Annotated in this window: 12 protein-coding genes; 7 read left to right on the top strand and 5 right to left on the bottom strand. The window is 66.4% G+C overall.

Going from position 1 to position 11599, the window contains the following annotated elements:
* Positions 1–77 precede the first annotated feature (77 nt).
* A complete protein-coding gene (locus tag V8Z74_RS23525; RefSeq protein WP_349711645.1) occupies positions 78–407 on the bottom strand; it encodes a hypothetical protein in 330 nt (109 codons plus the stop codon).
* Positions 408–682: 275 nt separating this feature from the next.
* Here V8Z74_RS23525 and V8Z74_RS23520 point away from each other — a divergent pair, with 275 nt between their 5' ends.
* From V8Z74_RS23520 to V8Z74_RS23510, 3 genes are all read left to right on the top strand, one after another.
* On the top strand, positions 683–2188 hold the full coding sequence (locus V8Z74_RS23520; protein ID WP_349711643.1) for a DASS family sodium-coupled anion symporter: 1506 nt from the start codon (positions 683–685) through the stop codon (positions 2186–2188).
* A gap of 10 nt (positions 2189–2198) precedes the next feature.
* Entirely contained in the window at positions 2199–3194 is a 996-nt protein-coding gene (locus tag V8Z74_RS23515; RefSeq protein ID WP_349711641.1) for a 2-hydroxyacid dehydrogenase, read from the top strand.
* Positions 3195–3368: 174 nt separating this feature from the next.
* On the top strand, positions 3369–4619 hold the full coding sequence (locus V8Z74_RS23510) for an Hsp70 family protein (RefSeq protein ID WP_349711639.1): 1251 nt from the start codon (positions 3369–3371) through the stop codon (positions 4617–4619).
* 62 nt (positions 4620–4681) lie between these two features.
* Here V8Z74_RS23510 and rsmI read toward each other — a convergent pair whose 3' ends face one another.
* Positions 4682–5605: a 16S rRNA (cytidine(1402)-2'-O)-methyltransferase gene (gene rsmI / locus V8Z74_RS23505; RefSeq protein ID WP_349711637.1), complete on the bottom strand. Its 924-nt coding sequence runs from the start codon at positions 5603–5605 to the stop codon at positions 4682–4684.
* On the opposite strand from rsmI, the gene V8Z74_RS23500 reads away from it, so the two are divergent.
* The 3 genes from V8Z74_RS23500 (at position 5605) to V8Z74_RS23490 (ending at position 7393) form a co-directional block, all read left to right on the top strand.
* Positions 5605–6018: a YraN family protein gene (locus V8Z74_RS23500; RefSeq protein ID WP_349711635.1), complete on the top strand. Its 414-nt coding sequence runs from the start codon at positions 5605–5607 to the stop codon at positions 6016–6018. The genes rsmI and V8Z74_RS23500 overlap by 1 nt on opposite strands.
* A 119-nt stretch (positions 6019–6137) precedes the next feature.
* Positions 6138–6746, top strand: a complete 609-nt coding sequence (locus tag V8Z74_RS23495) for an SIS domain-containing protein (protein ID WP_066475678.1) — start codon at positions 6138–6140, stop codon at positions 6744–6746.
* Entirely contained in the window at positions 6743–7393 is a 651-nt protein-coding gene (locus V8Z74_RS23490; protein ID WP_066475680.1) for a BON domain-containing protein, read from the top strand. The genes V8Z74_RS23495 and V8Z74_RS23490 overlap by 4 nt, the downstream gene beginning before the upstream one ends.
* Positions 7394–7469: 76 nt before the next feature.
* On the opposite strand, the gene V8Z74_RS23485 is transcribed toward V8Z74_RS23490, so the two are convergent.
* The 3 genes from V8Z74_RS23485 to V8Z74_RS23475 form a co-directional block, all read right to left on the bottom strand.
* On the bottom strand, positions 7470–8381 hold the full coding sequence (locus V8Z74_RS23485) for an NAD(P)-dependent oxidoreductase (RefSeq protein WP_349711632.1): 912 nt from the start codon (positions 8379–8381) through the stop codon (positions 7470–7472).
* 132 nt (positions 8382–8513) lie between these two features.
* The gene (locus V8Z74_RS23480) at positions 8514–9650 is read right to left on the bottom strand and encodes a PilT/PilU family type 4a pilus ATPase (RefSeq protein ID WP_066476167.1); all 1137 of its coding nucleotides are present in this window, start codon (positions 9648–9650) and stop codon (positions 8514–8516) included.
* Between the two features lie 126 nt (positions 9651–9776).
* Positions 9777–10820, bottom strand: a complete 1044-nt coding sequence (locus V8Z74_RS23475) for a type IV pilus twitching motility protein PilT (protein WP_066475689.1) — start codon at positions 10818–10820, stop codon at positions 9777–9779.
* Between the two features lie 39 nt (positions 10821–10859).
* Here V8Z74_RS23475 and V8Z74_RS23470 point away from each other — a divergent pair, with 39 nt between their 5' ends.
* Positions 10860–11591, top strand: a complete 732-nt coding sequence (locus V8Z74_RS23470) for a YggS family pyridoxal phosphate-dependent enzyme (RefSeq protein WP_349711629.1) — start codon at positions 10860–10862, stop codon at positions 11589–11591.
* The last annotated feature ends 8 nt before the right edge of the window (positions 11592–11599 follow it).

The raw sequence follows: 11599 nt of genomic DNA, 5'->3' as shown, positions 1-11599 counted from the left end.
AACCCTGAACTCTTCGGGGTAACGTTGACTGCTCATAAGGACTCCTATTGGAACGGAAATAGGAGGCTTTGAACTATCTACAAAACCCTGGTCGATTCAAACTGCGTGCCGACACGGTGCCGCAGGTGCTCGCGCACACGCTGGGCGATCACATGGGCGATTTCCGGGCTCAGCCCCTCGCTGATATGCAGCACTTCGGTGTAGTGCAGATACAGCAGGCCGCGCAGCGTCCGGAACGATGCCTCGTGCTCTGCGCCGCAGACACCGGCATCGTTGGCCAGCACGCGCTCGATCGCACCCGGCTCAAGCAGTGCAATCTTGCAGATGGCGGCCTGGCGCACGATCTCCAGGTCGATTTCCTCGAGGCGGCTCTCCCACTCATGGGGCAAGAAGCGGTTGGCTGGCATGTAGGCGGTTCTCCTGTTCACTCCGTGGGCATGCGATACAGCATGTCCTGTGCCGGGATATTGGCATGCGTGAGGACCCGATAGCGGTTTTTGGGAGGCGCTCTTGATGCGGGTCAACCTTCGGCGGCGCACAAGCCGGCGGGCGGGCATGGACCCTGCTGCCTGCCTCATGATGTCAGCCATGCGGCGCAGCCCGCAATGCCCGTGCAGGCTCTTGGGGTTCTGCTTCGGGCAGTTGCCGGTTCCAGCGCCGCAGCGGCAAAGAAAGGACTTACATGATCGGGAATATCGCGTCGCTGTTCCGCTACTTCAAGTCGGCCGTACCGTTTCGCCTGCTGCCCGCCCTGACGGCAACCCTGGTGCTGGTCGGACTGCTGTTGCTGCCCGTGCCCGAGGGCCTGAGTCCCAAGGCCTGGCAACTGGTCGCCATCTTTCTGACGACTATCGTGGCCATCATCCTCAAGGTCATGCCCATCGGCGTGATGGCCTTGATGGCCATCGTCATCGTTTCGCTGTCCCAGGTGACCTCCGGCTCGTCCAGGGGCGCGATCGCCGATGCACTGAGCAGCTTCTCAAATCCGCTGATCTGGCTGATCGTGGTGGCCGTCCTCATCTCGCGCGGTCTCAAAAAGACAGGTCTGGGCAATCGCATCGGCCTGATGTTCATCGCACTGCTGGGCCGGCGCACCCTGGGCATAGGCTACGGCCTGGCGATCTGCGAGCTGGTGCTCGCGCCGTTCACGCCCAGCAATACGGCGCGCGGCGGCGGCATCGTGCATCCGATCATGAAATCCATCGCCAATGCCTTCGAGTCGGATCCGGCCAAGGGCACGCAAGGCAAGGTCGGCACCTACCTGGCGCTGGTCAACTACCATGCCAACCCGATCACCTCGGCCATGTTCCTGACCGCGACCGCTCCCAACCCGCTGGTCGTGGATCTGGTGGCCAAGGCCACAGGCCAGTCCCTGCACCTGAGCTGGACCACCTGGGCCCTGTACATGCTGCTGCCAGGCTTGCTGTGCCTGCTGCTGATGCCGCTGGCCATCTATCTGCTGTCGCCACCCGAACTCAGGGCCACGCCCAATGCCGTGGAATATGCGCGTGCCGAGATGGCCCGCATGGGGCCGCTGTCGGGCAGGGAGCGCGTGATGCTGGGCACCTTCGGCATGATGCTGCTGCTCTGGGCCAACGTGCCGCAGATGCTGTTCGGCCCGGCATTCACGCTGGATCCGACCGTGGTGGCCTTCCTGGGCCTGTTCACCCTGATCATCACGGGTACCATCGACTGGGACGATGTGCTGTCCGAGAAAAGCGCCTGGGACACGTTGATCTGGTTCGGCGCCCTAGTCATGCTGGCCGAGCAGCTCAACAGGCTGGGAGTGGTCGCCTGGTTCGCCGAGGGCATGAAGAACGCCATCGTCGCCAGCGGCCTTGGCTGGCTGTCCGTGGCGGCCATCCTGGTGGGCGTCTTTGTGTTCTCGCACTATCTGTTTGCCAGCACCACGGCCCATATCAGCGCCATGATGCTGGCCTTTCTGACCGTGGGCGCGCAGCTGATACCGCCGGACTATGTGGTCCCGTTCATGCTCATGATGGCGGCGGGCTCGGCCATCATGATGACGCTGACGCACTATGCGACCGGCACTTCGCCCATCATCTTCGGCAGCGGCTATGTCTCGCTGGGCACCTGGTGGCGCGTGGGCGCGGCCATGTGCATGCTCGAACTGCTGGTGTTTGCCGTGGTCGGCTGCGGCTGGTGGAAGCTGCTGGGCCTGTGGTGAGGAACGTTGTATGAAAACTGCCGTATTCAGCGCACGCCGCTACGACCAGGCCCTGCTGGCCGAAGCCAATCGGGCGGCCGGCCATGAGCTGCTCTTCATCCAGGATAGGCTGACGGCGGAGACCGCGGCGCTGGCGCGCGGTTGTGCGGCCGTCTGTGTCTTCGTCAACGACTGCGTGGATGCCGAGGTGCTGCAGCGGCTGGCGGACCAGGGGACGCGCCTGGTGGCCACGCGCTCCACGGGCTACAACCATATCGATGCAGCTGCGGCCGGACGGCTGGGCGTGGCCGTGGTGCGCGTGACCGACTATTCGCCGCACTCGGTGGCCGAGTTTGCCGTGGGCCTGCTGCTGGCCGTCAACCGCAAGATCGCGCGTGCCAGCATGCGCACGCGCGAGGGAAATTTCGAGCTCGACGGCCTGATGGGCTTCGATCTGCACGGCAAGACCGTGGGCGTGATCGGTACGGGCAAGATCGGCAGCATCTTCGCGCGCATCATGCTTGGCTTCGGCTGCACGGTGCTGGGCCATGACACACACACCGATCCGGCCTTCGAGCAGTCGGGCGGACGCTATGTTCCCGTGCGCGAGCTGCTGGCCGGCTCGGACGTGATCTCGCTGCACTGCCCCTTGACCGAGGAGACGCATCACATCGTCGATGCAGCGTCGCTGGCGCAGGTGAAGCGCGGCGCCATCCTCGTCAACACCAGCCGCGGCGGTCTCGTGGACACCGAGGCTGCGGTGCAGGCGCTCAAGAGCGGCCAGCTCGGCGGCCTGGCCATCGACGTCTACGAGCAGGAGGCCAGCCTGTTCTTCCAGGACCTGTCGTCCACCATCATCACGGACGACGTGATCCAGCGCCTGGTGTCCTTCCCCAATGTCATCGTCACCGGCCACCAGGCTTTCTTCACCGTGGAGGCCATAGGCCAGATCATGGCGACCACCCTGGGCAGCATCACCGCCTTCGAGCGCGGCGAGCCGCTGCTCCACCGCATCCCCGGCAACTGAGCCGGGCTGCCGGCACCTCACCGCAGGCCTGGGCCGGGGCCTGTGCAGGCGGGCCGATGCAGCGCGCGGGCATGGGCTGAGCGGGGCAACGCTAGAATAGCGTCCCTTTGCCGATGCGCAGCCCACAGCAGGTGGGCATTTTTTATGGCGGCCGCCCGGGCTGCGCCACCTTCCATGACGTTTGCTTTTTCCGCCGCCACACTGGGCATCGATTTCGGAACTTCCAACTCGGCCGCAGCCTGCCGGGTGCCGGGCCAGGCTGCGCGCCTGCTGCCGCTGGAAGGCGGCGCCACTGGCATGCCCACGGCGCTGTTCTTCAATACCGAGGAGCAGCGCACGCATTTCGGCCGCGATGCCATGGCCCAGTACCTGGAAGGCGAGGAGGGGCGGCTGATGCGTTCGCTCAAGAGCCTGCTGGGCAGCAGCCTGCTGCAGGAAAAGACCGCGGTGCATGGCAGGCTGGTGAGCTACCAGGACATCATCGGCATCTTCCTCAGGCATGTGGCCGACCAGGCCCGGCACGCGCTGGGCGGCCGTCTGCCCGAGCGCGTGGTGCTGGGCAGGCCCGTGCACTTCGTCGACGCCCATCCCGAGCGGGATCGCCTGGCGCAGGAGTCGCTGGCCGCCGCGGCGCGCACGGCCGGGCTGGGCGAAGTGAGCTTCCAGCTCGAGCCGATCGCGGCCGCGCTGGACTACGAGCAGCGCCTGGAGCGCGAGTCCGTGGTGCTGGTGGTCGACATCGGCGGCGGCACCTCGGACTTCACCGTGGTGCGCCTGGGGCCCGAGCAGGCCCGCCATGCCGACCGTACGCAGGATATCCTGGCCACCACGGGGGTACACATCGGCGGTACGGACTTCGACCACCGGCTCAATGTGGAGCAGCTCATGCCGCTGCTGGGCTACCGGCACCTGGGGCCCAGCGGCCGCGAAGTGCCCAGCCGCGTGTTCTTCGACCTGTCCACCTGGCATCTGATCCAGTGGCTGTATTCGCCCAAGGCGCCGGCCTCGGCCCGCGCGCTGCGCAGCGACTACCGGGACCTGCATCTGCACCAGCGGCTGATGCGGGTCCTGGAGGCGCGCGAAGGCCACCGGCTGGCCAATGCCGTGGAGCAGGCCAAGATCGCAGCGTCGAGCCGCCATGCGGCTGCTGCCGTGGAGCTGGGCTGGCTGGAGCCGGATCTGGCCGCCGAGATCACGCCCGAAGTGCTGGGCCGCCAGCTGCAGGGACTGCTGCAGCAGGTCGTGGCCTGCGCGGCGGAATGCATGCAGCAAGCCGGGGTCGCGGCGCCCGATGCCATCTACCTGACCGGCGGCTCGTCGGCGCTGCGCACCTTGCGCGATGCCCTGCGGCAGCAGTTTCCAGGTGTGCCGCAGGTCGAGGGCGATCTGTTTGGCGGCGTGGCCACGGGGCTGGCCTACGCCTGATGCTTATCTAAAATAAGAGCTGCAATCGCTTGATGGACAAGCGTTTCATGCGAATTTGACCTTTATTCGCTTTCGGCAGCACGCTTGAGTTCCAGCGCACGCTCGTACAGCGTGTTGCGGCCGGCGCCGGTGATTTCGGCGGCCAGCTTGACCGCGCTCTTGGTCGGCAGCTCGGCCAGCAGCAGCTGCAGCACGCGTTCGGCCTCGCCCGATTCCTGCTGCCGGGCCACGGGGTGCAGCACGACGGCGAACTCGCCTTTCACGCGCTGGGGCGAGGCCTGCAGCCAGGCCGCCAGCTCGGAGGCCGGCATGGTGGCAATGTCCTCGAACTGCTTGGTGATCTCGCGCGCCAGCGTCACCGGGCGCTGGCCCAGCTGTGCGAGGGCCTGCGCCAGATCGACGATGCGGTGCGGTGCCTCCAGCAGCACCGTGCAGCGCGCCTCGCCGGCCAGTTGCTGCACGGCGGCCAGGCGCTCGGCATTCTTGGTGGGCAGAAAGCCAGCGAACACGAAGCCGCTTTCCCCCTGGGCCGGCGTGACGGCGCCGGCCACGCTGATGGCCGATGTCACGCTGCTGGCGCCCGGCAGCGGGATGGCGCGCAGCCCCGCGGCCTGAACGGCCGCGCACAGGCGCGCGCCGGGATCGCTCACGCCCGGTGTGCCTGCATCGCTGACATAGGCGATGCGCTCGCCCTGCTGCAGGCGCGCAATCACCTGCTGGGCGGCTTCGGCCTCGTTGTGCTGGTGCACGGCCAGCAACTGGCCGCCCGGGCGGCCCAGGCCGTAGCTGCGCAGCATGCCCTGGGTGTGGCGGGTATCCTCGCAGGCCACGCAGTCCGCGATCTGCAGCACATGCAGGGCGCGCAGGCTGATGTCGGCCAGATTGCCGATGGGCGTCGCCACCACATACAGGGCTCCCTGCGGATAATGCTGGGACGCGGCCGCATCGCGCGCGGCTGTCAGTGCGGAGGCGAAAGAGGTAGTCAATGGATTTCCTTGGAAAAAAGCCTGCCGGGGCTGGAGCTTCTACGGCAACCACAACGCAGCGCGGGCAGCTTGCGGAGACGCAGGCGCTGGCCTATCTGCAGGCGCGCGGCCTGAAGCTGGTCGAGCGCAATTATCGGACGCCGGGCCGCGGCGGCGGCGAAATCGACCTGATCCTGCGCGACCGCGACGGGTCTCTGGTCTTCGTCGAGGTGCGCAGCCGCAACACCGACCGCTTTGGCGGCGCGGCGGCGAGCATAGTCGGCGCCAAGCGGCAGCGCATCGTGCTGGCCGCCAGGCACTATCTGATGAAGCTGGGCGCGCCGCCGCCGTGCCGCTTCGACGTGGTGCTGGTGGACACTTGCGGCGGCGGTGCCGGCATGGAGTGGCTCAGGGCGGCCTTCGACGCCATGTAGCCACGGCGTTCCGTCCGGCCGCGGGGCCGGCAACGCGCAAATCACAGATGCGCAAATAACGGTTGGCTACCAAAGAGATCACAAGGGGAATAGCGGCCGGCAGTTATCATCGGGCCTCCATGCTAGAGCAACGAATCCAACAGCATTTCATCGACAGCGCCGACCTCAAATACCAGGCGGCCCAGGCGCTGAGCCAGCCCATCGCGGCGGCGGTGCAGGCCATGCTGGCCTGCGTGACGGGCGGCGGCAAGGTGCTGGCCTGCGGGGCCGGGGTATCGGCCAGCGATGCGCAACTGTTCGCCTCCCTGTGCGTGACCGGCTTCGAGCGCGACCGGCCCGAGCTGGCGGCCATCGCCCTGGTGTCGGACGGCGGCCTGCTGGGCACGGTGGGCGCCACCGGCTCCGGCGGCAACGCCACCCAGTACCTGGCGCGCCAGGTGCGCGCCCTGGGCCAGCCCGGCGACCTGCTGCTGGTCATGTCGGTCAGCGGCAACGATGCTGCCGTGCAGGAGGCCGTGGATGCCGCCCACGAGCGCGACATGATGGTGGTGGTGCTGAGCGGCCATACGGGCGGCAATCTGGCGGCCATGGTGCGCGAGACCGATGTGCTGATCTGCGTGCCGCATGAGCGCGCCGCACGCGTGCGCGAGACCCATACATTGATACTGCACTGTCTGGCCGACGGTGTGGATGCACAGTTACTTGGTGATCAGGAGATGCCTTTATGAAATTGCAAAAGCGTGTGGCCTGTGCAGCCTTGCTGGCTGCAGTGCTGGGCGGAGCGCTCAGCGGCTGCGTGGCCCTGGTCGGCGGCGGCGCCGCCATGGCCGGCATGTCGGCCATAGACCGGCGCACCACGGGGACCCAGGTGGAGGACCAGGGCATCGAGCTGCGTTCGGGCAACCGCATCGCCGAGACCATGGGCGACAAGGCGCGCGTGGAAGTGACCAGCTACAACCGCCAGGTGCTGCTGACCGGCCAGGCCGGCAACGCCACGGACAAGCAGACCATCGAGCGGCTGGTGCGCGAGCAGCCCACGGTGCGCAATGTCTACAACGAAATCGAGGTGGCGCCGTTCACGGCCACGCTGGGCCAGCGCTCCAAGGACACCATGATCACCGGCCAGGTCAAGGCCAGCCTGGTGAATGCCAAGGACATATCGGCTTCGGCCATCAAGGTGGTGACCGAGAACAACGTGGTCTACCTCATGGGCATCGTCACGCCGCGCGAGGCCAAGCGCGCGGCCGAGATCGCGCGCGGCGTCAACGACGTGAGCAAGGTGGTGCGCCTGTTCGAGGTGGTCAGCGAAGAGGAGCTGGCGGCCATGCAGCCCAAGTCGGCGCCCGTCACGCAGGACGGCAGCGACGCGAACTGAGCGCCCGGCCACGGCGCTTGCCGCATGCATGAAAAAAAGCCGGAGCAGTCCGGCTTTTTTTCATGGGCGTGCCGCTTCAGCGCAGTCGCTGGATCAGGCTCGAGATATCCCAGCGCTGGCCGCCCATGTCCTGGATGTCTCCATAGAACTGGTCGACCAGGGCCGTCACCGGCAGGCGTGTGCCGTTGCGCCGGGCCTCGGCCAGCACCAGGCCCAGGTCCTTGCGCATCCAGTCCACGGCAAAGCCGAAGTCGAACTGGCCTGCGGCCATGGTCTTGCCGCGGTTGTCCATCTGCCAGCTCTGGGCGGCGCCCTTGCCGATCACGTCCAGCACCCTGGGCATGTCCAGGCCTGCGCGCAGGCCGAAGGCAATGGCCTCGGCCAGGCCCTGCACCAAGCCGGCCACGCAGATCTGGTTGACCATCTTGGTCAGCTGTCCCGAGCCGCTTTCGCCCATATAGGTGAAGGCGCGCGAGAAGGCCTGCGCCACCGGGGCCACCTGTGCAAACACCGCTTCGTCGCCGCCGCACATCACGGTCAGCTGACCGTTGGCGGCACCGGCCTGGCCGCCGGAGACCGGCGCATCGATGAAGTGCAGGCCGCGTCTTTGCGCCTCGGCATACAGCTCGCGCGCCACCTCGGCCGAGGCCGTGGTGTGGTCCGCGAAGATGCTGCCGGGCTTCATGCCGGCAAACGCTCCATCGGGCCCCAGGACCACCGAGCGCAGGTCCGCATCGTTGCCCACGCAGCAGAACACGATATGCGCGCCCGCGGCCGCCTCGCGCGGCGTCGGCGCATGGCGGCCCCCCGCAAATTCGGCCGTCCAGGCCCGGGCCCGGGCCGGCGTTCGGTTGTAGACCGTGACCTGGTGGCCGGCGCGCGACAGATGGCCTGCCATGGGATAACCCATCACGCCCAGGCCCAGAAAGGCCACGGCTTGCGCGGGTGTGGCGGCGTAGCTGCGGGCGGCGATGCTGGCTGTGCTCATGGAATCCTCGAAGTCTTGTTGCGAAAAAGGCGGGCCATGTTACCGCCCGCGTGCATGGAGACCGGGGCGGCACATGCCGGTGGCTGCCCGCAATGGCTGATCCGGGGAAGGCGCGCCCGCGCCTCCGGAGGATCAAACAATCGTCAGATGCTCGGTGCCTGCGGCCAGATCCTGGGACTTGGCGCGCTGGCTGTTGAGCTTGATCTGCAGGCGCAGGTCGTTGACAGAGTCCGCATTGCGCAGCGCGTCCTCATAGGTGATGAGGTTGGACTCGAACAGGTCGAACAAGGCCTGGTCGAAGGTCTGCATGCCGATGTTGCGGCTCTTTTTCATGATCTCCTTGATCTCCGCCACCTCGCCCTTGAAGATCAGGTCCGCGATCAGGGGCGAGTTGAGCATGACCTCGATGGCCGCCACGCGCCCCTTGCTGTTTTGCTTGGGCACCAGGCGCTGCGAGACCAGGGCGCGCAGGTTCAGCGAGATGTCCATCAGCAGCTGGGGACGGCGCTCCTCGGGGAAGAAGTTCACGATGCGGTCCAGCGCCTGGTTGGCGCTGTTGGCGTGCAGCGTGGCCAGGCACAGGTGGCCGGTTTCCGAGAAGGCGATCGCATGCTCCATGGTCTCGCGGTCGCGGATTTCGCCCATGAGGATGACATCGGGCGCCTGGCGCAGCGAATTCTTGAGCGCGGCCTCCCAGCTGTCGGTGTCCAGCCCCACCTCGCGCTGCGTGACCACGCAGTTCTTGTGCGGATGCACGAATTCGATGGGGTCCTCCACGGTCACGATATGGCCGAAGGAGTTCTCGTTGCGCCAGTCCACCATGGCGGCCAGCGTGGTCGACTTGCCCGAGCCCGTGGCGCCGACCAGAATGCACAGTCCGCGCTTGGTCATGGCCACTTCCTTGAGCACCTGGGGCACGCCCAGGCCGTCGATGGTAGGCAGCGTCATCGGAATGGTCCGCAGCACCATGCCCACGCGGCCCTGCTGCATGAAGGCATTGACGCGGAAGCGCCCCACGCCGGCCGGCGAGATGGCGAAGTTGCACTCCTTGGTCTGCTCGAAGTCCGCGATCTGCTTGTCGCTCATGATGGAGCGCGCCAGCGTCAGCGTGTGCACCGGCGTCAGCGGCTGCGGCGAGACCTTGGTCACCTTGCCGTCGATCTTGATGGCCGGAGGGAAATCCGCGGTGATGAACAGGTCGCTGCCGTTGCGGCTGACCATGAGCTTGAGCAGATCGTTGATGAATTTGCTGGCCTGATCTCTTTCCATGATCACTCCTTGACGCGGCGTCAAAATTGGCATGAGCCAAGTGAGAGACGCCGAGCAAGAGCCGCCTCGCGGCGAGGGCGTCGTCCCCCTTGGGGGAAGCGGCAAAGCCGCTCAGGGGGTAATGGGTTACCCAGGAAAATTTTCGGGAATCTTGGCCTTGCTGCGGGCCTCGGCCGGGCTGATCAGATTGCGGCGGACCAGATCGGTGAGGTTCTGGTCCAGCGTCTGCATGCCCACGTTCTGGCTGGTCTGGATGGTGGAGTACATCTGCGCCACCTTGGCCTCGCGGATCAGGTTGCGGATGGCGCTGGTGCCCAGCATGATCTCGTGGGCTGCCACGCGGCCCTGGCCGTCCTTGGTCTTGCACAGCGTCTGCGAGATCACGGCCTGCAGCGATTCGGACAGCATGGCGCGCACCATCTCCTTTTCCTCGGCCGGGAACACGTCGATGATACGGTCGATGGTCTTGGCCGCGCTGCTGGTGTGCAGCGTGCCGAACACCAGGTGGCCGGTCTCGGCCGCCGTCATGGCCAGGCGGATGGTCTCCAGGTCGCGCATTTCACCCACCAGGATGGCATCCGGGTCCTCGCGCAGCGCGGACTTGAGCGCTGCCGAGAACGACAGCGTCATGGGGCCGACCTCGCGCTGGTTGATCAGGCACTTCTTGGATTCGTGCACGAATTCGATCGGGTCCTCGACCGTCAGGATATGGCCGTACTCGGTCTCGTTGAGGTGGTTGATCATGGCCGCCAGCGTGGTGGACTTGCCCGAGCCCGTGGGGCCGGTCACCAGCACCAGGCCGCGCGGCTTCAGGGCCAGGTCGCCGAAGATCTTGGGCGCGTTGAGCTGCTCCAGCGTCAGGATCTTGCTCGGAATCGTACGGAACACGGCGGCCGCGCCGCGGTTCTGGTTGAAGGCGTTGACACGGAAGCGCGCCAGACCTTCGATCTCGAACGAAAAGTCCACCTCGAGGAACTCTTCATAGGCCTTGCGCTGGGCATCGCTCATGATGTCGTAGACCATGGCATGCACGGTCTTGTGGTCGAGCGGATCGACGTTGATGCGGCGCACATCGCCATGCACGCGGATCATGGGCGGAAGGCCTGCCGACAGATGCAGGTCCGATGCCTTGTTCTTGACGCTGAAAGCCAGCAATTGCGTGATGTCCACGGAACTCCCCCCTTTTTGTTTGGTACTCTGGCGGCAATTATGACGACGATTGAAAACAATCTAGGACAGATTCACGCCCGCATCGCCGCGGCTTGCGGGACGGCAAACCGGGCTGTGACTTCGGTGCAACTGCTGGCGGTTTCCAAGACCTTCGGAGCCGATGCCGTGCGCGATGCCGTGCTGGCCGGGCAGCGCAGCTTCGGCGAGAACTACATCCAGGAAGGCGTGGACAAGAGGGCCGCCGTGCGTGCCATGGGCCTGCCCGGCGGCGAGGCGCTGCAGTGGCATTGCATAGGGCCGATCCAGAGCAACAAGACGCGGCTGGTGGCCGAGAACTTCGACTGGGCGCAGACCGTGGACCGGCTGAAGATCGCCGAGCGCCTGTCGGCCCAGCGCCCCGAGGGCATGGCGCCGCTCAATGTCTGCATCCAGGTCAATGTCGATGGCGGCGAGACCAAGTCCGGCGTGGCGCCGGACCAGGCGCTGGAGCTGGCCCGCGCCGTCGTGGCGCTGCCGCGCCTGGTGCTGCGCGGCATCATGAGCATTCCCGACGATGCTCCCGGTTTCGAAGCGCAATGCGCAGTTCACAAAAAGGCTGCAGCCGTTTTCGATGCCATCAAGGCCAGCGGCCTGCCGGGGCTGGCGCAGTTCGACACCCTGTCCATGGGCATGACGGGCGACCTGGAGGCCGCCGTGGCCGCGGGCAGCACCATGGTGCGGGTGGGCAGCGGAGTGTTTGGAAGGCGTACCTATGGTACGCCCACCCCCTGAGGCGCTGC

The organism is Comamonas sp. w2-DMI (assembly GCF_040187735.1).
GTDB lineage: Bacteria > Pseudomonadota > Gammaproteobacteria > Burkholderiales > Burkholderiaceae_C > Comamonas > Comamonas terrae.
The sequence above is the reverse complement of the archived record's forward strand: the minus strand, read 5'-3'. Positions and strand labels throughout refer to the sequence as shown.

Excerpts from the sequence above, each read along its gene's own strand:
- V8Z74_RS23525 (WP_349711645.1), bottom strand. The coding sequence starts at position 407 with ATGCCAGCCAACCGCTTCTTGCCCCATGAGTGGGAGAGCCGCCTCGAG.
- V8Z74_RS23520 (WP_349711643.1), top strand. The coding sequence starts at position 683 with ATGATCGGGAATATCGCGTCGCTGTTCCGCTACTTCAAGTCGGCCGTA.
- V8Z74_RS23515 (WP_349711641.1), top strand. The coding sequence starts at position 2,199 with ATGAAAACTGCCGTATTCAGCGCACGCCGCTACGACCAGGCCCTGCTG.
- V8Z74_RS23510 (WP_349711639.1), top strand. The coding sequence starts at position 3,369 with ATGACGTTTGCTTTTTCCGCCGCCACACTGGGCATCGATTTCGGAACT.
- V8Z74_RS23500 (WP_349711635.1), top strand. The coding sequence starts at position 5,605 with ATGGATTTCCTTGGAAAAAAGCCTGCCGGGGCTGGAGCTTCTACGGCA.
- V8Z74_RS23495 (WP_066475678.1), top strand. The coding sequence starts at position 6,138 with ATGCTAGAGCAACGAATCCAACAGCATTTCATCGACAGCGCCGACCTC.
- V8Z74_RS23490 (WP_066475680.1), top strand. The coding sequence starts at position 6,743 with ATGAAATTGCAAAAGCGTGTGGCCTGTGCAGCCTTGCTGGCTGCAGTG.
- V8Z74_RS23485 (WP_349711632.1), bottom strand. The coding sequence starts at position 8,381 with ATGAGCACAGCCAGCATCGCCGCCCGCAGCTACGCCGCCACACCCGCG.
- V8Z74_RS23480 (WP_066476167.1), bottom strand. The coding sequence starts at position 9,650 with ATGGAAAGAGATCAGGCCAGCAAATTCATCAACGATCTGCTCAAGCTC.
- V8Z74_RS23470 (WP_349711629.1), top strand. The coding sequence starts at position 10,860 with ATGACGACGATTGAAAACAATCTAGGACAGATTCACGCCCGCATCGCC.